The sequence below is a fragment of the Streptomyces sedi genome, from assembly GCF_006335015.1.
GTDB classification, from domain to species: domain Bacteria; phylum Actinomycetota; class Actinomycetes; order Streptomycetales; family Streptomycetaceae; genus Streptomyces; species Streptomyces sedi.
In genome coordinates this window covers 19,064-39,595 of record NZ_VDGT01000028.1, presented here as the reverse complement: position 1 = coordinate 39,595, position 20,532 = coordinate 19,064, and the positions used below count along the sequence as shown (strand labels likewise).

General features: G+C 73.3%; 15 protein-coding genes. 6 read left to right on the top strand and 9 right to left on the bottom strand.

Annotation, left to right across the window (positions count from 1 at the left end; genetic code table 11):
• Positions 1-20: 20 nt before the first annotated feature.
• The 6 genes from FH715_RS26130 to FH715_RS26105 all read right to left on the bottom strand — a co-directional run bounded on the left by FH715_RS26130 (position 21) and on the right by FH715_RS26105 (position 7,297).
• Complete coding sequence (locus FH715_RS26130; protein WP_139649634.1) at positions 21-650, bottom strand: class I SAM-dependent methyltransferase; 630 nt, start codon at positions 648-650, stop codon at positions 21-23.
• A 31-nt stretch (positions 651-681) separates the two neighbouring features.
• Positions 682-1,656, bottom strand: coding sequence for a UDP-glucuronic acid decarboxylase family protein (locus FH715_RS26125; RefSeq protein ID WP_139649632.1), 975 nt, complete (start codon positions 1,654-1,656; stop codon positions 682-684).
• A gap of 70 nt (positions 1,657-1,726) precedes the next feature.
• A complete protein-coding gene (locus FH715_RS26120; protein ID WP_139649630.1) occupies positions 1,727-2,503 on the bottom strand; it encodes an SAM-dependent methyltransferase in 777 nt (258 codons plus the stop codon).
• Positions 2,504-2,602: 99 nt separating this feature from the next.
• Complete coding sequence (locus FH715_RS26115) at positions 2,603-4,639, bottom strand: DegT/DnrJ/EryC1/StrS family aminotransferase (RefSeq protein ID WP_170184836.1); 2,037 nt, start codon at positions 4,637-4,639, stop codon at positions 2,603-2,605.
• A gap of 20 nt (positions 4,640-4,659) precedes the next feature.
• Positions 4,660-5,841, bottom strand: a complete 1,182-nt coding sequence (locus FH715_RS26110; RefSeq protein ID WP_139649626.1) for a radical SAM protein — start codon at positions 5,839-5,841, stop codon at positions 4,660-4,662.
• A gap of 64 nt (positions 5,842-5,905) precedes the next feature.
• Positions 5,906-7,297 carry a glycosyltransferase gene (locus tag FH715_RS26105; RefSeq protein ID WP_246108992.1) on the bottom strand — a complete coding sequence of 464 codons (1,392 nt, stop codon included), beginning with the start codon at positions 7,295-7,297 and terminating at the stop codon, positions 5,906-5,908.
• Positions 7,298-7,674: 377 nt separating this feature from the next.
• Between FH715_RS26105 and FH715_RS26100 the strand changes: the two genes are divergently transcribed.
• The 3 genes from FH715_RS26100 to FH715_RS26090 all read left to right on the top strand — a co-directional run bounded on the left by FH715_RS26100 (position 7,675) and on the right by FH715_RS26090 (position 12,349).
• Complete coding sequence (locus FH715_RS26100) at positions 7,675-9,450, top strand: ABC transporter transmembrane domain-containing protein (RefSeq protein ID WP_139649623.1); 1,776 nt, start codon at positions 7,675-7,677, stop codon at positions 9,448-9,450.
• A complete protein-coding gene (locus FH715_RS26095) occupies positions 9,447-11,261 on the top strand; it encodes an ABC transporter ATP-binding protein (protein WP_139649621.1) in 1,815 nt (604 codons plus the stop codon). Before FH715_RS26100 ends, FH715_RS26095 begins: the two co-directional genes overlap by 4 nt.
• A gap of 98 nt (positions 11,262-11,359) precedes the next feature.
• Positions 11,360-12,349: a phosphotransferase enzyme family protein gene (locus FH715_RS26090; protein ID WP_139649618.1), complete on the top strand. Its 990-nt coding sequence runs from the start codon at positions 11,360-11,362 to the stop codon at positions 12,347-12,349.
• Positions 12,350-12,415: 66 nt separating this feature from the next.
• On the opposite strand, the gene yicI is transcribed toward FH715_RS26090, so the two are convergent.
• The 3 genes from yicI to FH715_RS26075 form a co-directional block, all read right to left on the bottom strand.
• Positions 12,416-14,698, bottom strand: a complete 2,283-nt coding sequence (gene yicI, locus FH715_RS26085) for an alpha-xylosidase (RefSeq protein WP_139649616.1) — start codon at positions 14,696-14,698, stop codon at positions 12,416-12,418.
• A gap of 612 nt (positions 14,699-15,310) precedes the next feature.
• Entirely contained in the window at positions 15,311-16,207 is an 897-nt protein-coding gene (locus FH715_RS26080; protein ID WP_139649614.1) for a dihydrodipicolinate synthase family protein, read from the bottom strand.
• Between the two features lie 7 nt (positions 16,208-16,214).
• On the bottom strand, positions 16,215-17,375 hold the full coding sequence (locus FH715_RS26075; protein ID WP_139649612.1) for a mandelate racemase/muconate lactonizing enzyme family protein: 1,161 nt from the start codon (positions 17,373-17,375) through the stop codon (positions 16,215-16,217).
• Positions 17,376-17,474: 99 nt separating this feature from the next.
• On the opposite strand from FH715_RS26075, the gene FH715_RS26070 reads away from it, so the two are divergent.
• From FH715_RS26070 to FH715_RS26060, 3 genes are read left to right on the top strand one after another with little or no spacing between them, the layout of a single operon-like run.
• Complete coding sequence (locus FH715_RS26070) at positions 17,475-18,305, top strand: IclR family transcriptional regulator (protein WP_139649609.1); 831 nt, start codon at positions 17,475-17,477, stop codon at positions 18,303-18,305.
• Positions 18,305-19,588 (top strand): ABC transporter substrate-binding protein, encoded by a 1,284-nt coding sequence (locus FH715_RS26065; RefSeq protein WP_139649607.1) that lies wholly within the window; start codon positions 18,305-18,307, stop codon positions 19,586-19,588. Before FH715_RS26070 ends, FH715_RS26065 begins: the two co-directional genes overlap by 1 nt.
• Positions 19,588-20,532, top strand: a complete 945-nt coding sequence (locus FH715_RS26060) for a carbohydrate ABC transporter permease (RefSeq protein ID WP_139649605.1) — start codon at positions 19,588-19,590, stop codon at positions 20,530-20,532. The genes FH715_RS26065 and FH715_RS26060 overlap by 1 nt, the downstream gene beginning before the upstream one ends.

Below are 20,532 nucleotides of genomic sequence, written 5' to 3'. Positions count from 1 at the left end.
CCGCCGACGAGGCGGAGGTCTCAGAGCTTCTCGACGATCAGTTGGTAGTCGCGATGGACCTCGCGGAACTGCCCCGGGACGGTCCGCAGAAAGGTCTCGATGCCCAGCCTCGGGCGTTCGCTCTCCGTCTCCATCAGGTTCCAGTCGTAGTCGTCGAAGACGACCAGGCCGCCCGACTCCACCAGCGACCAGGACAGCGCCGCGTCGCCGTAGACGTCGGCGGCGTAGTGGCTGCCGTCCACATAGACGAGGTCGAAGCGGCGCCCGGCGATCCCCAGCAGCGGCAGCACGCTGCGCGACGTTCCCCTGATCTTTTCTATCCGGTCGGCGAACCGGGCCGTGTTGGCGTCGAAACGCCGCTCCACGTCGGCGACCGAGGGCGCCAGCGACGCGTTCTCGTGGTGCTCGACGCTGCCCTCGAACGTGTCCACGCAGGTCAGCGAGGAGCCCGTGAGGAAGTGGAGGAAGAAGAGCGCGGAACGCCCCTCCCAGGAGCCGATCTCCAGCACCCGCGCGCGCCGGTGGCGGCGCGCGCCGAGGACCTCCGTCCAGACGGGAAAGTGGCTCGTCGTCCAGTCGGACGAGAACACGCAGCCCTCGTACCAGCGGGCGATGTCGGCCTCGGTGACCACTTCGGAGGTGCGTTCCATCGCGTTCCCCTCTCCCTTCCAGCTCTCCGTCTCAGACGGCCGAGGCCCCGCGGAACCACTCGATGGTCCGGCGCAGCCCCTCCGTGACGCCCACCGCGGGCGCCCAGCCGAGATCCCGGCGCGCCCTGGTGATGTCGGGGCGCCGGCACCTGGGGTCGTCGACGGGGAGATCGATGAACCTGATGGGGGAGGAGGAGCCGGTCAGCGACCGCACCCGCCGCGCCAGGGTGTCGATGCGGTACTCCTCCGGGTTCCCGAGGTTCACCGGGCCCACGAGGCCGGAGCGCAGCATGGCGGCGACCCCCGCGACCAGGTCGTCGACATAGCAGAACGACCGGGTCTGACTGCCGTCGCCCGAGATGGTGATCGGCTCCCCGGCCAGCGCCTGGGCGATGAACGTGGGAACGGCCCTGCCGTCGCTGTGCCGCATCCGGGGGCCGTAGGTATTGAAGATGCGCACGATGGCAACGTCCACGCCGTGTTGCTGGTGGTAGGCCATCGTCAGCGCCTCCGAGAAGCGCTTCGACTCGTCATAGACGCTGCGCGGCCCGATCGGATTGACACACCCCCAGTAGCTCTCCGGCTGCGGATGGACCTGCGGGTCGCCGTACACCTCGCTGGTGGAGGCCATCAGCAGCCGCGCGCCCTTGCGGCGCGCCAATTCCAGGGCGTTCCAGGTGCCCTGGGAGCCGACGCGCATGGTGGCCAGCGGCCTGTTCAGATAGTCGACGGGGGAGGCGGGTGAGGCAAAGTGCAGCACGGCGTCGACCGGGCCCTCCACCTCGCACTCCTCGGAGACGTCCATGGTCCGCAGCGACAGCCTGCCGTGGTCGGGGAACTCCAGGTTCCGCTTGGAGCCCGACGAGAAGTCGTCCAGGCAGACCACCTCGGCGCCCGCGTCGAGAAAGTGCGCGACCAGATGGGAGCCGACGAATCCGGCGCCGCCCGTGACGACGACGCGTTCGGGCGCGGTGCCCGGGGGGCGGGGTGCGCCCGTTGCCGCCATGTTCCCTCCTCAGCGAGTTTCTGAACATGCCCTTGCTTGCCGTCGGAGCGGCCACGGAAGTGCCTCGGCGCTATCCGTGGCCGACCGTGGCCCGGACCAGCAGATGGTCCATCCCGTCGGGGAACGACCGGTCCTCGACGCGGACGTCGGCGAACCCGGCCAGCGCCAGCGCCGCCGTGACCTCCCGCGCGCGCCGCGGGTAGAGCCGGAGTTGGCGGAACCAGGTGCGGACCAGGTGGCCCGAGGCGTCCAGCTCCTCGTATCGGAAGGTGCAGGCGAGCACGCCGGTCTCCGGCGTATAGCGGGACTGTTCGCTGACGTACAGGGAGTGGTCGCCCAGATAGTCGTGGATGTCGTGCGCCCGGGTGAGCGCGCCCGTCGCCCCGGCGAGCGAGCCCAGATACTCGACGTCGAAGCGCGACACATCCAGCAGGATCTCCGTCTCCGGCTTGCTGATCCGCCGGCAGTTGGCGAACAGCTCGTCCAGCAGCGTGTCGTCCAGGAGGTGCGAGATCAGGTCGTACGGCATCACGATCGCGTCCGCGGGACCGGTGTCCGGCAGCTCGGGCAGCGTGTGCCGGTGCAGCTCGGCCCGCCCACCCAACTCCTCCTCGTCCAGGCGCTCTTGGAACCTGCGCAGCATCCCGGCTGAGCCGTCGACGCCCAGGACGCGGTGGCCGAGCCTGGCGAACGGCAGCAGCACGTCGCCGATGCCGCACCCCAGCTCCATCACGGTGGAGCCGGGCGCCAGGCCACGCAGCTCGGAGAGGTAGAGGGGGCCGACCCGGGGGGAGATGCCCATCTTCATCTCGTACAGCTCGGGGTCGTAGAACTCGTGCAGGCTCATCGTGGGCTCTCCCCATCTCGCGCTGGTGCCGAACAGGTCGCTGGTGCCGGTCGTGCCGCCGGTGCCGGCCGGGTCACCGGTGTCGAACGGGCCCGGCCCTCACTCGCGCAGGGCGTCGGGGACGGGCGGCGGCGGGACGTCGCCGAACTCGCTGTTGGACATGCCGCCCAGCCGGTACCGCAGCGTGGCCTGCCGCGTGCAGCCGACCGGCACGTCCAGCGCCACCAGCTGCTCCAGCAGGATGTCGTCCTCGCCGAGGCGTTCGGCGACCTCGCGCCGGGTGCGGGGGCGGCGGAAGGTGAGCAGGCCCAGCAGCCGGCGCTCGAAGAGCCACTCGCCCATGTCGACCATCCCCCCGTCGCCCTCCGGCAGTTCGAACGCGAAGCCGTCGCGGATCACCGGGTCCCCGCCCATGACGCCCGCCGCGCACAGCTCCCGGAAGCGCCGCTCCGACTCGGGCCCCGGCGGCAGCCAGGGGAAGCGGGTCACCGGAGTCGGCCGGCCCTCGCCGTCGACGAGGGTGCGCCAGGAGTGCACGGCGGGACTGCCGGTGCCGACCGCGAGCTCCAGCAGGCTCGACAGATGGTCCACCTCCCACTCGTTGTCGTCGTCCAGGAACGCCACGAAGTCGCCCGTCGTCCCCCGCGTCGCCAGGTCGCGCAGTGCCGCGATGCGGTCGAACGGGTCGTCCCACGCGGCGTCGGCCCGGTCGATGCGGACCACCCGCGCGTCGAGCGTCGCGGGCACGTCGGGCGCGGCGGCCGTGCCGTCGATCCAGAGGGTGGTGCGGATCCGGGCGTGCACGTCCTGCTTGGCGACGCTGTTCAACGCGGCGTCCAGCGTGGGGCGCGTGCCCCGGGTGATGACGACGACGTCGATGACCGGCGGCGCCGACTCCGAGGCCAGGCCGCCGAACGCCGGGCGCGGTCCGCCCCGCGCGCTCCCCGGCCGCCCCAGCGCGGCGGCCAGCCGCTCGACCCGTTCCGGCGCGGCGAGGAACAGCTGGTGCGGCACCACCACCCCGGTCGTGTGCCACGCGCCGGAGCGCGGAACGGGGGGCGCGGGGTCGCGCGCGAGCGCCGCGAACTGCTTGACCGTGCCGGGCCGGTAGAGCGGGCCCTCGGGCACCGGCGGGTAGACGCGGTCCAGCGTCGCGCCCGTGCGCGCGTGCACCTCCCGCAGCACCTCCCCCGGCGGGCGCCCGTCGGGAACGCGCAGCGCCAGCCCGTAGAACGTGCCGCCCGACAGCACCCCCTCGTCCGCCGCGACCTCCCAACCCTGGTCGGTCATCAGCGAACGGAACAGCGCCGCCCGTTCCGCGCGGACCGCCGCCTGGCGGGGGAACCTGGCCAACTGGTCCAGCAGCAGCGCCGCCGAGGTCTCCGGCAGCGCGTGGTTGGCGCCGTGGAGCAGGAACGCCGGCTCCAGCTCGTTGGCCGCCTCCGGCTCGGGCAGCCGGGTCCGCCGGCGCGAGTCCATCACCAGCGAGTCCAGGCGTGCGGCGATCTCCGGGTCGTCGGTGAGGACCGCGCCGCCCTCCGCACAGGTGATGATCTTCGTGGCCTGGAGGCTCATGATCGAGACGTCACCGAGCCCGCCGAGGCGCCGGCCGTGCGCGTCCGTGCCGAACTGGCTGTGCGACACGTCCTCGATGATCGGCACGCCGGGCCAGGCGGCCCTGGCGCGGGCCACGTCGAACACCTGGGCATAGAGATGGATGCCCAGCACGGCGCTCGGGGCGGCGGCGAGCCCGGCCGGGTCGCCGCAGGGGGAGTCCTCGTCCGCGTCGAAGTAGACCGGGCGCGCGCCCACCCGGAAGACGGCCGTCGCGCAGCTCACCCACGTGGTGGCGGGCATCGCCACGGTGTCGCCGGGGCCGATGCCGAGCGCGTGCAGGGCGACGACGATGGCGCTGGAACCGTTGGTCGTCAGCACGGCGTGCGCGCGCCCGGAGCGGGCGGCCAGCTCGCGTGCGGCGCGTTCGTTGTCCGACGACCAGACGCTGCGGGCGCCGCTCACCGCCAGCCGGCCGCTGAGCAGCGGCCGGGCCAGGGCGCGCACCGACCGTTCGTCCGTCTCCGGCCACTCGGGCCAGGCGGCGCCGGTGTGCGGGGCGAGGTTTCCTTCGACAGGCACGGGTGACTCCCTCTCCTGGATCAGGACTGGTGCGGCGGGTGCGAGACCACGGTGAGCGGCAGGGAGGGCCGCGTCGCGCCGGGGGAGGGCGGCTGTGGCGTGCCCACGCCGGTCACGGCGGGGCAGTTCGCCGGCGTCAGCCGCACCACGTGGTCCGCGTAACCGGGGTGGGTCTCGGCGTCGAAGTCGACGTACCTGTTGCGGTAGCACCAGTTGCATTCTTCGAATCGTTTCGAAAGACCCTTCTCCCAGGCCGCGTGCTCCGCGCGCAGATCCTGGTACGCGGGGCCGTTCCAGATCTCCTCGAACGACGCCGCCCTGAGGTCGCCGAGCAGATAGCTCTCGCCCGGCTGGCCGATGAGGTGGTCGCAGAAGCCCACCCGGCCCGCGTAGTTGAAGTAGCAGTACATCCACGGGTGGGTGCAGGTCTTGGCGGTGTGCTCGGTGAGCGCCCACTCCTCGTCGAGCGCCGCGTCGATGCGCACCTCGGTGCCGGTCTCCTCGGCCACCCGCGCGGTCTCCGCGAGGGAGGCGGCGAGCCGGTCCCGGTGGAAGCGGAGGTTGTCCGGGTCGTCGTGGCCGAGCGTCACCGGGTTGAGGTGGACGCGGAACCCGAGGCGCCCGGCGAGGGTGACGATCTGCCCGAGCTCCTCCAACGCGGCGGCCTGCACGACCACGTTCAGGTGAACGTTGTCCGTGCCGACGCCGCTGGCGCGTCCCTCGTCCGCCAGGATTTCGAGGTTCCGCACGATGGTCTTGAACTTGGCGCCGCTGCGAAGGGTTTCGAAGGTCTTCTCCTCGCCCGCGTCGAACGAGACGGCGATCAGCGCCCGGTTGCGCACCAGATGCCGCCACATCTCCTCGTTCGGCACGGACAGGTTCGTCACGATCCGCACGCGGCAGCCGTAACTCAGCGTTTTGTCGACGAACTCGGGGAAGCGCTTGAGGATGGTGCTCTCCCCCCAGCCGCGGAGGTCCACGATCTCCGCCGTCGGGAAGAGTTCCTCCGCGATCTCCTCGAAGAGCTCGAAGCTCATGTTCTTCGAGCGGTCGAAGGGGCCGCCGGAACGGCACATCGGGCAGGAGAAGTTGCAGTTCTCGGTGAGTTCGACGAAGAGGGCGCGCGGTCGGCTGGTGAGCCTGGCGCGTCCCTCCTCGAATTCCCTGAGGTTCAGGACACGGTTTTCTTCGCGGGTGAGCATGGCTGGTCCCCGACCGTCGGTGTGGCACGGAATTGTCGAACCGGCTGTCGTGTGCGGGCGCCGGCTAGTGCGTGATGTCCGAGAGGTGGGCGAGCGGCCACGCGGCCGGCTCCACCTCGAACGCGCGGCTCGCCCCGGCGGCGTCGGGCCCGCCCGCCGGTCTGTCCAGCGCGGTGAAACGGAACTGGTGGAACTCCCGGCGCAGCGCGATCGTGTGCGTCCAGAAGGGGGTGCCCGCCCCCTCAAGGGCCGCCGCCAGCTCCGGGTCCGGCACGGCGGGCGGCGCGGTGGCCGCGTCGCTCAGGACCAGGACCCGGCGCGCGCACCGCAGCGCCTCGGCGATCACCCGGCACGCGGTGGCCTCGGGCAGCACCCGCCAGTAGTCGGTCAGGACGGCCACGTCCACCTGTCCGTCCTCGAACGGCAGCCGCGTGCCGAGCAGCCGGTAGGAGCGGCCCTCGACCTCGTCGGCGGTGGGGCCGACCGTCAGCGTCGGCGCGGGCAGCGAGGTGGGCCAGGCGTCGGCCGCGCCGATCAGCAGGGTGCTCTCCGCGCCGGCCAGCGCCTCGCTCGCCCCGGGCAGCGCGGACAGGTGGGCGGTGTCGACGGCCTCGGGCGCGAGGCGGTCGCGGAAGCTGGTCAACGCGGGCAGCGCCGCGCGGGCGTTCACGATGTCGAAGGCGCACACGGCCTCCACCTCCAGCGTGGGGTGGCGGCGGAGCAGCACGAGGTCGTTGCGCCGGTCCCGCAGCAACTCGGTGTGCCGGTCGCGGGGATGGGGCTGGTGCAGCGCGCGGGAGTCCGGCAGGAAGACCGTCGGCAGCCCGGCGAGCGACAGGCGCAGCCCCAGCTCGACGTCCTCGACGCCCTTGACGTCGAAGCTCTCGTCGAAACCGCCGACGGCCTCGAACGCGTCGCGCGGGACGCTGACGTTGCAGGTCCAGAAGAACGCCCAGTCGCTGGGTCTGGGCTCGGCGAGCAGCTCCGTCAGCGGGTCGTGCAGCAGGTCGACGGTGGCGGCCTTGGCGAAGACCTCCTCGGCCGACTCCCAGTTCCAGTCGCCGCCGATCCGCAACTCCCACGTCTCCGGGGTGAGTTCCCTGCCGTGCGTGTAACCGGAGGCCGCCACCCGGCGCGCGCCCTGCGTCGCGAGATGGACGGCCAGCATGTCGGGATGGGCGAGGCAGTCGACGTCGAGAAAGACCAGGAGGTCAGCGGTGGCTAATCGGGCTCCCTGGTTCCTGGCCCCGGAAGCGCCGGCGGCCTTTTCGTTCCTGACTACCCTGATATCGAGCGAGGACAGCGCGTCGGCCGATTCCCGGACGAGTGCACGTGCATCCTCGCGAGATCCGTCGTCGACGACGATTACCTCGAAGTCGGTGGTGGGGAGCGTCTGTCGGGTCAGACTCAGAAGCGTTCTGACGAGTTCTTTCGGCCGATTGTGCGCGGGTACCACAACAGAAACGTCGGTCACGAGGACACAGCTTCCTGTGGGAAGTGAGAAATCAACGAACGCCCAAAGGCGAAAATAAGCGTAGGCACATAGTTGCCACCCGGTCAAGAGTGCGCTGACGGCCCCTCAGCCGCCCCAGGACCGCTCGCTTCGTCCGGTTGAGCCGCGATCGAGGTCGGTATGCGGAAAGGGCCCGGGGGCCGGGATCCGAAACCCCTGTCCTCCCGTATATTTTGCCTGCCGGGGGCGCGAAACACCCCGAAAAGGGCGCCCAGTTACCGGGCGATGAACGAACAATTACCGCGCTGAGTTCACGGCGCCCCGGAGGTGGGATTAACGGCTGCTGACACGCCGCTCGGGCATGATCTATGGTGACGCGAATGGTGGATTCACAGCTGAATCTTGAGATTCCCGACTCCCGTGGCCCGAAGCGCTATCTCCTGTGGATGACCGCCCGCCAGCGGCGCCGCGTCGCCCTCGACACGTTCCTGGTCAGCGGTCAGATGGTCGGCCTGGCGCTGATGCCCTACCTGCTGGCGCGCACCATCGACGACGGGCTCGGCGACGGGGACTCCACGACCTCCGGCGCGCTGCTCGGCTGGGTCGCCGCCCTGCTGGGCGTCGGCGTGCTCAACGCGTGGCTGGCCGTCCTCCGGCACCGCACGATGACCCGCATCCGCATGGACGCCATCTACCGCACCGTGCACGCCGTCGTCGGCCACGCCATGCGGCTCGGCGCCGCCCTGCCCCGCCGGGTCACCGTCGGCGAGGCCGTCACCATCGGCTTCGGCGACGCCGGGGTGATCGCCACCGTGCTGGCCGTCATCGGCCCCGCGATCGGCGCGGTCTGCGCCTACGCGGTCGTCGCCGGGCTGATGTGGACCGTCTCGCCGCCGCTCGCCGCCGTCGTCCTGCTCTGCGTCCCGCTGGTGGGCGTGCTGGTCGGCCCGCCGCTGCGGCGCCTCCAGGCCGTCGAGGCGACCTACCGGGAGCGGCAGGGCGCGCTCGCCGCGCGGATCGGGGACCTCGTCGGCGGGCTGCGCGTCCTCAACGGACTCGGCGGCAAGGCGGTCTTCGCCGCCCGCTACCGGGAGGGCTCCCGCGCGCTGCGCGAGGAGGGCTACCGGGTCGGCGCGGTGACCAGCTGGATCGGGGCGCTCGGCGTGGGGCTGCCCACGCTCCTCCTCGCCGTGGTGATGTGGCTGGCCGCGCGGATGGCGGCCCAGGGGGACATCACCGTCGGCGAGTTGGTGGCCGTCTACGGCTACGCCGCAGTCCTGGTGGTGCCGGTCTCCACGCTGATCGACGTCGGGTACGACTACGCGCGCGGCCTCGTCGCGGTCGGCCGCGTCGTGCGCTTCCTGCGGCTGCCCCCGGACGGGCCGACGCCCGACGGCCACACCGAGGCGCCGCACGCCGAACCACCCGTGGGACCCGCCGTGCTCCACGATCCGGACTCCGGCGTCACCCTCGCCCCCGGCACGCTGACCGCGCTGGTCAGCGCCCGCCCGGAGGAGACCGCGGCCGTCGTCGAGCGCCTGGGCCGGTTCACCGGCTCGGCCGCCACCTGGGGCGGGGTCAGGCTTGAGAGCATCGCGCCGGAGCGGGTGCGGGAGCGGATCCTGCTCGCCGACAACGAGGCCGACCTCTTCTCCGGAACGGCGCGCGACATCGTCGCCGGCGGCGCGGACACGGACCCGCGGGCGGTGGCCGACGCCCTCGCCGCCGCCATGGCACGCGACATCGTCGACGCCCTGCCGCACGGGCTCGACTCCCGGATCGAGGCCCAGGGCCGCAACCTCTCCGGCGGCCAGCGCCAGCGCCTCCGGCTCGCGCGGGCGCTGCGCGCCGAGCCCGAGGTGCTGCTGGCCGTCGAGCCCACCTCGGCGGTCGACGCACACACCGAGGCGGCGCTCGCCGAACGGCTGCGCGCCGCCCGCGCGGGCCGCACCACCGCCGTCACCACCTCGTCGCCGCTGCTGCTGGACCGGGCGGACACCGTGCACTTCCTGGTGGCCGGCCGGGTCTCCGCCACCGGTGACCACCGCCGCCTCCTCGCCGAACGCCCCGACTACCGCCGGCTCGTCGCCCGGGAGCAGGACGACCCCCGCGACGCGGCCGGCCACGCCCCGGCCACCCCGGAGACCGTCCGATGACCGTTCCCGGACAGCCGCACGAGGGCCAACTGCCCGTCGCCGCGCCGCCGGAGGTGCGTCGCGCCGCCGTGGCGCTGGTCCGCGACGACCGCGCCACGTTCACCGCCATGATCGTGCTCAACGCGCTGGCCGCCGTCGCCGGCCTCGCCGGCCCGTGGCTGCTCGGTCGCATCGTCGACGAGGTCGAGTCGGGGGCCGGTCCTGGCGGCGTCGAACGGCTGGCGCTGGCCATGCCCGTCTTCGCGCTGGCGCAGATCGTCCTCTCCCGCCAGGCCCGCCACCTGGGGCACCGGTTCGGTGAACGGACCTCGGCGCACATCCGGGAGCGCTTCGTCGAACGGGTCCTCGCGCTCCCCGCCTCCACCGTCGAACGCGCCGGCGTGGGCGACCTGACGACGCGCGGCACGACCGATGTCGCCGCCGTCGGCCACACCCTGCGCGACATCGGCCCCGAGATGTTCATCGCGGCGACCCAGGCGCTGCTCGTGCTCGTCGCGGTCCTCGTCGTCCATCCGCTGCTCGGGCTGGTCGGGGTGGCCGGGCTCGCCGGGATCGGGTTCGCCGTGCGCTGGTATCTGCGCCGGGCGCGCGCCGCCTATCTGGCCGAGGGCGCGGCGACCTCCGCGCTGGCGGAGCAACTGTCCGCCACCGTCGCCGGCGCCCGCACCGTCGAGGCGCTGTCCCTGCGGCGGCGCCGCCTGGAGGTCTGCCGGGACGCCGTCGCGACCAGCCGGCGCACCAGGGAACGCACGCTCTTCCTGCGCAGCGTGCTCTTCCCCGCCGTCGACGTCTCCTATGTCCTGCCCGTCGCCGGGGTGCTGCTGCTCGGTGGCGCGCTGCACGAGCGCGGCGCGGTGAGCCTGGGCTCGGTGGTCGCCGTCGCGCTCTATCTGCGGCAGCTGGCCCAGCCGTTGGACGTGATCCTGCAACGGCTGGAGCAGTTGCAGAGCAGCGGCGCCTCGTTCACCAGGGTCGAGGGCGTCGGCACCCTCCCGCCCGAGCGGCGCGGCGAGCCGCCCGTGCCCGCCGACGACCGGATCGAGGTGGTCGACGCGCGCTTCGCCTACGACGGGGGCGGCGACGTGCTGCACGGCGTCGACCTGGCGGTGCGGCCCGGCGAACGGCTGGCGGTCGTCGGCCGTTCCGGCGCGGGGAAGTCGACGCTCGGCCGGCTGCTGGCCGGCATCGACGTGCCGCGCTCGGGAACCGTCGCGGTGGGCGGGGTGCCGATCGCCGCGCTGGACCCCGCCCGGCTGCGGCGCCAGGTCGTGCTCGTCACCCAGGAGCACCACGTCTTCCTCGGCACCGTGCGGGACAACCTGCGGATCGCCGCCGAGTCCGCCGACGACTCCCGGCTGCACGCGGCGCTCACCGCCGTCGGCGCCGACTGGGTGGGGGAACTGCCGCGGGGCCTGGACACCGAGCTGGGCGCCGGCGGGCACCGCGCCGACACCGCGCAGGCCCAGCAACTGGCCCTGGCGCGCGTGGTGTTGGCCGACCCGCACACCGTGGTCCTCGACGAGGCGACGGCGCTGCTCGACCCGCGCACCGCCCGCCAAACCGAACGCGCCCTCGCCGCCGTCCTGGAGGGGCGCACCGTCATCGCCATCGCGCACCGTCTGCACACCGCGCACGACGCGGACCGGGTGGTGCTGATGGAGAACGGCCGCGTGGGCGAACTCGGCACCCACGCCGAACTGATGGCCGCGGGCGGCGCCTACGCGGCCCTCTGGCACTCCTGGCACGGCACCCCACACGACCCGCGCCACGACACCGCGCGCCACGACACCGCGCGCCCCGGCGCGCGGTGAGCGCCCCCGGGGGCACCGCGGGGGCGCCCGTTCCACCGAGCCCGTCCGCCGGACCCGTTCCGGCACCGCCCGTTCCACAGCAAAGGGGAGTCACGGCCATGCGCGTGAACATCGCGGAGTCAGCCGACCATCTCGCGGCCCTCTACGGACTGGGCGAGGGGCCCTGGACGTTGAGGCCCGTCGCGCGCGGCGCGACCGGGCGGGTGTGGCGGCTGTCGGGGGCGGGGGCGGACTGGGCGGTCAAGGAGCTGCTCTTCGGCTTCGACGCCGGGCAGGTGCGTGACGAGGCGACGCTCCGCGACGCCGCCGCCGCGCGCGGCGTCCTCGCCCCCCGTTTCCTGACCACCCGCGACGGCGTCCGCACCCCGGCGCTGCCGCCCGAGTTCGGCCCCGTTCACGTGAAGCTCTACGAGTGGGTGGAGGGCTTCCCGGTCGACGCCACCGCCCCCGACGTCCTGGACTGGGTGGGCGCCACCCTGGCCCGGGTCCACCTGGCCGGGGTCCCCGCCAGCCAGGCCCCCGACGGCTGGTACCAGCGGGCCCCCGAGGCCGACGACTGGAAGCGGCTGCTGGCCGACGTCCGCGCCGCCGGCCCCTCCTGGGCCGGGGAGCTTACCGCGTTCGTCGAGGGCTCGCTCCCGGCGCTCTCCCCGCACATCGCGCCGGCCGCCGAGGACGAGCTGCTGGTCTCCCACCGCGACCTCCAGCCGCAGAACGTGCTGCGGGACGCGCGGGGCCCGGTGCTGCTCGACTGGGACGACACCGGCCCGACCACCGCCGAACGCGAGCTGGCCAGCGTGCTCCACATGTGGTCGGGGCGGCAGCACCCGCGCGCCGACGACGCCCGCAGGCTGTGGCGCTCCTACCGGGACGCCGGCGGGCCGGGCCGGGTGCGCGACCTGGACTCGTTCTCCGCGTTCTTCGCCGGCACCCTCAACTTCCTGTATGTGCAGGCGCGCGACGCCGTCGACCCGGAACTGGGCGAGCGGCAACGCGCGTTCGCCGACGCCCAGGTGCCGGCCTTCCTGCCGGACATGCCGCGCGCGGAGACCATCTCCCGGCTCGTCGAGGCGGTCGCGTCCGCGTAGCGGCGCCACCCCGACACGTTCCCGGGCCCGGCCGCGCGGCACCGCGCGGCCGGGCCCGGGGGCGGGTCAGCGCGGCAGGGTCAGCGTGACCACGCCGTCGACGGCGGCCACCGGCGCGCCGTAGCCGTCGGGTCCGGCCAGCACCGCGCGCCAGCTGCCCGGCGCGTTCCGGGCGCGGACGGTGACCGTGTCGCCCACGCGGTGGGTGTCGAAATCCCCGGCGCCGTCGTCCCAGCGGCCGGGTACATGGGTGACGACGGTCTCGCCGTCGGCCGGGGCGTGGACGCGGAGGGTGACGCCGTCGGCCCAGTCGTAGACGGGGGAGTCGTCCCGGTCGCCGAACGGGACGACGGAGCCGGGGCGCGCGAAGAGCGGCAGGCTCTCGAAGCCGTACCGTTCGCGCCGCCAGCCGGGGCCCTCGACCTGACGGCCGGTCAGCAGGTGGGTCCAGGTGCCGGCCGGCAGGTAGTACTCGACGGTGCCGTCCTCGGAGAAGACGGGCGCGACCAGCAGGTCGCCGCCGAGCATGTACTGCCGGTCCAGCGTGCCGCATGCCGGGTCGTCGGGGAACTCCAGCACCATCGCCCGCATCATCGGGGTGCCGTGCGCGGCGGCCTGCTGGGCGGCCCGGTAGAGATAGGGCATCAGCCGGTGCTTGAGCCGGGTGAAGTCCCGGGTGACCTCGACCGCCTCGTCGCCGTAGTCCCACGGCACCCGGTAGGTGCCGGCGCCGTGCAGCCGGCTGTGCGAGGACAGCAGCCCGAACTGCACCCACCGTTTGAAGACCGCGCGGTGCGGGGTGTTCTGGAAGCCGCCGATGTCGTGGCTCCAGAAGCCGAAGCCGGACAGCCCGAGGGACAGCCCACCGCGCAGCGACTCGGCCATCGCGGAGAACGTCGAGTCGCAGTCCCCGCCCCAGTGCACGGGGAACTGCTGGCCGCCCGCGGTGGCGCAGCGCGCGAAGAGCACCGCCTCGTCGGCGCCGCGCGCCTCGGCGAGGACGTCGAAGACCACCTGGTTGTACAGCTGGGTGTAGTAGTTGTGCATCCGCTCGGGGTCGGAGCCGTCGTGCCACACCACGTCGGTCGGGACCCGCTCGCCGAAGTCCGTCTTGAAGGCGTCCACGCCCTGGTCGGTCAGCGCCCGCAGCTTCCCCGCGAACCACTCCCTGGCGTCCGGGTTGGTGAAGTCCACCAGCCCCATGCCCGCCTGCCACATGTCCCACTGCCACACGTCGCCGTTGGGCCTGCGGACCAGGTACCCGGCGCGCATCGCCTCGGCGAAGAGCGGGGACTTCTGGCCGATGTACGGGTTGATCCACACCGAGATCCGCAGCCCCTGCTCCCGCAGTCGGCCGAGCATCCCCTCCGGGTCGGGGAAGACATCCGGGTCCCAGGTGAAGTCGCACCACTGGTACGCCTTCATCCAGAAGCAGTCGAAGTGGAAGACGCCCAGCGGGATGTCGCGTTCGGCCATGCCGCGCACGAAGCGGGTGACGGTGGCCTCGTCGTAGTCGGTGGTGAAGGAGGTGGACAGCCACAGCCCGAACGACCACGCCGGCGGCAGCGCCGGGCGCCCGGTCAGCGCGGTGTAGCGGTCCAGGATCTCCTTCGGCGTCGGGCCGTGGATGACCAGGTACTCCAGCGACTGGTCCGCCACGGAGAACCGCACCTGCCCCACGTCCTGGGAGCCCACCTCGTAGCGGACCTGCCCGGGGTGGTTGACGAAGACGCCGTAGCCGCGGTTGGTCAGATAGAACGGCACGTTCTTGTACGCCTGGTCGGTGGCCGTCCCGCCGTCCGCCTGCCAGACCTCCACCGTCTGCCCGTTCCTGGTGAACGGCGTGAAGCGCTCCCCGAGACCGTAGACCAACTCGCCGACTCCCAGGGACAGTTGCGCCACCGAGTAGTGACGTTCCCCGCCGACCAGGGTGAAGCCGGTGCCCAGCCCCTCCGCGGTCGTCAGCCTCCGGCCGTCTGCGGAGAACTCCAGCCGCCAGGGCCCCGAGGTGTCGACCCGCAGTTCTAAGGAACCGCTGCTCAGCTCCACCACCGCGCCGTCGCGCCGGGTCTTCGCCGCGTGGTCGGGGCGCTCGGCGAGCGCGAACTCCGGCCCGCGCGGCAGGCTTCCGGCGTGGTGCGTCGTCCGCACGGAGATCACGCCCTCCGCGGGGGAGGAGCACTCCACCGTGAGCAGCGCGGAGTCGATCGTGCTGTCCCGGCTGGCCACGTGCTGGACCGCGGAGTACAACGTCAGCCGGTCGTCCGCGACCACGGCCTCCGCGACCTCGGTCGCGTACACGTCCTCGGTGCGCTGGCGGAGCAGCCAGTGGCCGTCTGAGTTCTTCACGCGTTCTCCTTCTCGTCGGAGCAGGGGAATCAGGGAAGAGCCGCGGGACCGTTCCCTGGATAAGTCGAAGGATTATTTCGGGACGGCGAGAGCGCCCTAAAGCGGCGCGTGGCGTTGACCATATCCCCTGTCCGCTCCGCTGAGAAGCGGGTGTCGGGCAACGCGGGCCAGGTCACCGGGGTTTGACGGCGTGTGAACTCTTCGACCGTAGCCGGGAGGAGCGTGTTCGCGGCGGTGTCCCGCGGTGTCGGACATCGACGCGTGGGCGCGGGCCGGACGGAAATCCCACGGGACGCCGAACGTTGTCCTCTCGTTCGGGTAACTCGCGGGGAACCGCGCGGTCACGCCCGGTTCTTTTTCCGCTCTCGTGCGGGTAATTCGGAAGTCGGAGTTACCGGAGTCGAATTGTCAAGAGTGCCGTGGCGTGCGGGAAGGGGCGGCCCCTTCCCGTGGCCACTGGTCGCTCGCGCGGTGCCCCGCGTCCCCCCCCACCGCCGGTGGGCGGCTCGGGGGCGCGGGGGACGGCGCGAACGCCGGGTGGCGGGACGCGGTCGACAACGTCGCCGTACCGGCCGGGTGGTCGGCCTGCGTGCGGCGGGCCGCCCGCGCGCGTCAGCCGGCGGCGATCCCCAGGGGGGCGAGCACCTCGCGCAGGGCGGCGCGGGTCGGCGCGTCGAGCGGGCGGGCGGGGGAGCGGACGGTGGCGTCGGCGATGAGCCCGCGGGCGACGAGCACCTCCTTGTGTATCGCCCAGGCCCAGCCCTGCTGGAGCCCGTGCAGGACCAGCGGCAGCAGCCGCGCGAACCCCTCCCTGGCCCGGGCGCGCTCCCCGGCGGCCCAGTCGTCGAGCACCGGGCGCAGCAGGTCGGGGAACTCGCAGGCCGGCATGGTGCCGATGGCGCCCCTGGCGTACTCGTCGAGGCAGAACTGCGCGTTCTGCCCGCCCAGCACCGCGAACCCCTCGCCGCCGGCGGCCTCGACCACGGCGGTCACCTTCGGCGGGGTCGGCGGCGCCTCGACCTTCACGGAGGTGACGCCCGGCACCTCGGCGAGCCGCGCCAGCGCGGCAGGCGTCATGGCGACCCCGGTCACCCCCGGCGCGTCCTGGACCATCACCTCGCACGGGGTGGCGGCGGCGACCTCCGCGTAGAACTCCAGCAGCTGCGCGGGCGTCGGCTTGACCATGTACGGCGGCAGCACCATCAGCGCCGCGGCGCCGTCGTCGGCGGCGGCCCGCGCCTGCTCCACGGCGGTGACCGTGGACGTCGCGTTGACCCCGGCCACCACCGGCACGGCGCCGGCCGCGACGTCGACGACCTCGCGCAGCACGCGGGCGCGTTCCTCGGCGGTCAGCGCGAAGGTCTCGCTGGCCATGCCGGAGACGGCCAGCCCGTCGACGCCGCTGGCGAGGTTGAACTCGACGACGCGGCGCAGCGAGGGCAGGTCGAGTGAGCCGTCCGAGGCGAAGGGGGTGGCCAGGATCGGCGCGAGCCCGTGGACGAGGGGCATGGGGGAATCAGTCCTTTCCTGCGAGGTCGCGCACGACCTGCTCGTCGACATCCACGCCGAGCCCGGGCCCGGCGGGAAGGGGGAAGTGGTCGGGGCGGACCTCCAGGGGGGTCCGCAGCACGCGCTGGCCGACCTCGGTCGAGGTGGGCTGGTACTCGAAGACCAGCAGGTCCTCGACGGCCGCCCCCACGTGCAGCCCGGCGGCCAGCGCGACGCCGAGCCCGACGGAGTGGTGCGGCGCCACGGGCACATGGGCGCCCGCGCACAGCTCGGCGATCGCCATCGCCTCCGTGACGCCGGTGCGGGCCACGTCCGGCTGGGCGATCTCCAACGCGCCGGAACGCAGCCAGCGGGCGAACTCCCAGCGGTTGCGCAGGGTCTCGCCCACCGCCAGCGGCAGCGCCGACCGCGCGCCGAGCCGGACATGGCCCTCCTCGTCCTCGGGCGCCAGCGGCGCCTCAAGGAACCAGCAGCCGCGCTCGGCCAGCCCGACCGCCAGCCGCCGCGCCTCGGCCGGGCCGTAAGCCCAGTGCGCGTCGACCGCGACCCGCAGCGCGGGCGCCGCGGCCCGGACGGCGTCCACCGTGGCGAGGTCGGCGTCCACGCCGTGGCCCAGGTGCAGCTTGACGCCGCGCGCGCCCCGCGCCGCCCAGTCGGCGGCGAGCGCGCCGCGCTCCGCGTCGGTGGTGCGCGGCAGCCCCGAGACATAGGTCGGCAGCCGGCCCCGGAACGCCCCGCCGAGCAGCGTCGCCACGGACTCGCCGCGCAGCCGCCCGGCCAGGTCCCACAGCGCGATGTCGACGGCCGCCAGCGCGTCCGCCTGGTGGCCCACCAGATGCCCGCGCTCCCGCATCAGGTCCCGCAGCGCCACCCAGTTCGGGCGCGGCGCGCGGGCGTCGCGCCCTCGCAGCACCGGGGCCAGCAGCAGGTCGACGACGGCGGCCGGCACCTCGGGCGCGACCGGCGCCAGCGCCTCGCCCCAGCCCGCGGTGCCGTCCTCGGCGACGACCTTCACCAGCAGGGTCTCGAACCGCCGCGAGTAGAGGCTGCGCCAGGGCGCGCGCACCTGGTAGCCGGCCGGCACCTCGGAGCCGTCCGGCAGGTCGCCGAGGTACGCCTCGTCGTGGAAGACCTTGAGGACGAACGTCTCGACCGAGGCGATCTGCATGTGCTCATCCATTCTGCGGTTGGACTCTTGCGTTGAGTGGATAGCCTAATGCAGTATCCACAACACAACGCAAGTGTTTCGGATGCAGGGGAGCAGACAGTGGCCGCGGAGCAGGGCACGAGCACCAATCAGAGCGTCGAACGCGCCGCCGCCGTCCTCGCGGCGTTCCACGACGGACAGCCGCTGCGGGTCGCCGACGTCGCCACCCGCGCCGCCCTCGGCCAGTCCACGACGTCCCGGATGCTCGCGACGCTCGAAGCCCTGGAGTACGTGGAGCGCGACGCCACCACCGGCCTCTACCGGCTCGGCACCGGACTGATCACCCTGGCCGGCTCGGCGCTCAACCAGCACCCCGTCTACCGCGCCTCCCGCCGCCACGCCCAGGAGGCCGCCGCGCTGCTCGGCCTCGGCGTCAACGTCTCCGTGCTGCACCGGGGCACCGTCTTCTACCTCGCCAACTACGAGGGCGCGCTCGCGCCGAAGTCCATGACGCTCGCCGGGCAGCGCAACGCCCTGCACGCCACCGGCATGGGCAAGTGCCTGCTGGTCGGCAGCACCCCCGAGGAGCGCCGCGCGATGCTGCCCGAGCTGCCGAGGTTCACCGGCCGGACCGTCGGCGCCCACGAGGAGCTGGACGCGCAGGTCGCCCTGGTCCTGGAGCGCGGCTACGCCACCGAGGTCGAGGAACTCGCCCTGGGCCGCGCCTGCGTGGCCGCGCCCATCAGGGACGCCGCGGGCGAGGTCGTCGCCGCGCTGTCGATCTCCGGCTCGCTCTCCGCGATCGACCTCGACCGCCGCGAGGGCGAGTTGGCCGGCCGCGTGATCGAGACGGCCGACGAGGTCAGCACCGCCCTCGGCTACACGGGCCCCGCCGTCTACCCGCACCACGGGCCGTCCGCCGCGCCCCGCACCCTCGGCGGCGGTGCCTGATGGCGCCGGCACCCGGACGCCCCGCCGGCCCGTCCCGGCGGCGCGTGCTCACGCTCGGCCTCGCCGCGACGGCCGGCGCCGCGCTCGCCGGCTGCGGCGCGGGCGGCGGGTCGGCCGGCGGGAGGACCGTGCTGGAGTTCCCCTCCTGGCAGGCCGCCGAGGGGTCCTTCGCCCTCTGGTGGCGCGAGCTGATCGCCGCCTTCGAGGAGGCCCGCCCGGACGTCGAGGTCGACTTCTACTCCATCCCGTACGACAGCTACGTCGACCAGCTCACCATCAGGTTCGCCGCCGGCGACCGCCCCGAGATCACCCATCTCCCGGCGCGCAACGCCGCCGAGTTCGCCGGCCGGGGCTGGCTCACCCCGCTCGCCGACCGGCTGCGCGGCACCGACATCCCCCGCACCTGGACCCCGCTGCAGGAGGAGATGGAGCTGAACGGCGAGGCCCACGGCGTCCTGCTGCTCGGCTACGGCTACACCCTCTACTACAACGAGCGGCTGCTGGAGTCCGCCGGCGCCGGGGTCCCCACCACCCCGGAGGAGCTGATCGCCGCCGCCGAGGCGATCACCGGCGACGGGATCTACGGCTTCGGCGCCACCACGACCCCCAACCCCGACAACTACACCGAGCTGGCCGCCTTCGTCGTCGGCAACGGCGGCGCGCTCTCCACCGACGACGGCGGCTTCACCGCCGACTCCGACGCGGCCGTCGCCGGCCTCGACCTCTACCGCAGGGCCCTCGCCCAGGCGCCGCGCGGCATCCAGGGGCAGCAGCGCAACGAGCTGTTCCTCACCGGAAAGATCGCGATGCTGCTGGACGGCCCGTTCCTCCTCAACGAGCTGGCCGGCGCCTCCGAGGCACACCGCCCCCACCTCAAGGTCGCCCGCGCGCCGTTCCCCCACGTCCCCGGCGGCGTCTCCAACAGCATCCACATGCCCGCCGGCATCGACCCGCACAAGGCGGACGCCGTCTGGGAGCTCATCGCCCTGGCCTCCTCCCCCGAGTGGCAGCGCCGCTACACCGAGCTGACCCTCAACCCCGCCCCCCGGGCGGACTCGGCCACCGCGCGCGCCCTGGAGGAGACCCCCGAGCTGGCGCTCTTCCAGCGGCTGGCCGACGAGGCCGAGTCGATCTTCCCCGGGAACCAGACCCACAGGGAGCGCTTCGGCCGGGTCAGCGACCTCGTGTCGGCCGCCGCCACCTCCCTGATCACCACCGACGAGCCGACCGCCTCGATCGCCGCCCACCTCCAGGACGAGCTCGAAGCGGCGATGGAGTCCTGATGGCATCCGAACGGCAGCGCGCCCCGCGCGCCACCCCCGAGCGCTCGCCGGCGCTGCGCCGCGCGCACCGCGCCCGCGACCTCTTCGCGTACCTCACGCTCTCGCCGACCCTCGCCGTCGTCGGGCTGCTGATGGCCTACCCGCTCTACGTGGCGATCGACCTCAGCCTCCGCGGCGGCCAGATCTCCGACCTGCTCCACCTGGAGCAGAACCCGCTCACGTTCGACAACTACGGCGACATCCTGACCGATCCGGGTCTGGTCGACGACATCGTGCGTTCGATCGTCTACACCCTCGGGGTCGTCCTGCCGGCCTTCGCCCTCGGCCTGGGCCTCGCCCTGCTGCTCAACCGCGCCTTCCCGGGACGCCGGATCATCCGCCCGCTGGTCCTGCTGCCCTGGGCGGTCCCCGGCGTGGTCGTCGCCGCCGCGTTCAGCTGGATGCTCGACGCCTCCTACGGCGTCGTCAACCACCTGCTGCGCTCGGCCGGGATCATCGACGACAACGTGGCCTGGCTCGTCGACGAGAACACCGCCATGTTCGCCGTCATCCTGCCGACGATCTGGAAGTACTACCCGTTCTTCATCCTGGTGCTGCTGGCCCAACTCCAGTCCGTGCCGAACGAGTTGTACGAGGCCGCCCGGATGGACGGCGCCTCGCCGGCACGCCAGTTCGCGCACGTCACCTGGCCCGCGATCCGGCCCGCCGCCACGCTCGCCATCGTGATCACCGGCATCGGCGTCTTCCGCGAGTTCGACTTCATCTACCCGCTCACCGGCGGCGGCCCCAACGAGGCCACCCAGACGCTCGCCATCCGGATCTACAACGAGGCGTTCCAGTTCTTCGAGATGGGCGCCGCCGCCGCGCTCGGCATCGTGACCATGGCGATCTGCGGCGTCCTGCTGACGGCCGCCGGCCGCTCCGTGCGCCGCCAGTTCGGCTGA

Bases quoted from the DNA above. Each gene is read 5' to 3' on its own strand.
- FH715_RS26125 (WP_139649632.1), bottom strand. From the start codon at position 1,656: ATGGCGGCAACGGGCGCACCCCGCCCCCCGGGCACCGCGCCCGAACGC.
- FH715_RS26130 (WP_139649634.1), bottom strand. From the start codon at position 650: ATGGAACGCACCTCCGAAGTGGTCACCGAGGCCGACATCGCCCGCTGG.
- FH715_RS26100 (WP_139649623.1), top strand. From the start codon at position 7,675: ATGGTGGATTCACAGCTGAATCTTGAGATTCCCGACTCCCGTGGCCCG.
- FH715_RS26110 (WP_139649626.1), bottom strand. From the start codon at position 5,841: ATGCTCACCCGCGAAGAAAACCGTGTCCTGAACCTCAGGGAATTCGAG.
- FH715_RS26080 (WP_139649614.1), bottom strand. From the start codon at position 16,207: ATGCCCCTCGTCCACGGGCTCGCGCCGATCCTGGCCACCCCCTTCGCC.
- FH715_RS26060 (WP_139649605.1), top strand. From the start codon at position 19,588: ATGGCATCCGAACGGCAGCGCGCCCCGCGCGCCACCCCCGAGCGCTCG.
- FH715_RS26065 (WP_139649607.1), top strand. From the start codon at position 18,305: ATGGCGCCGGCACCCGGACGCCCCGCCGGCCCGTCCCGGCGGCGCGTG.
- FH715_RS26120 (WP_139649630.1), bottom strand. From the start codon at position 2,503: ATGAGCCTGCACGAGTTCTACGACCCCGAGCTGTACGAGATGAAGATG.
- FH715_RS26095 (WP_139649621.1), top strand. From the start codon at position 9,447: ATGACCGTTCCCGGACAGCCGCACGAGGGCCAACTGCCCGTCGCCGCG.
- FH715_RS26090 (WP_139649618.1), top strand. From the start codon at position 11,360: ATGCGCGTGAACATCGCGGAGTCAGCCGACCATCTCGCGGCCCTCTAC.
- FH715_RS26075 (WP_139649612.1), bottom strand. From the start codon at position 17,375: ATGCAGATCGCCTCGGTCGAGACGTTCGTCCTCAAGGTCTTCCACGAC.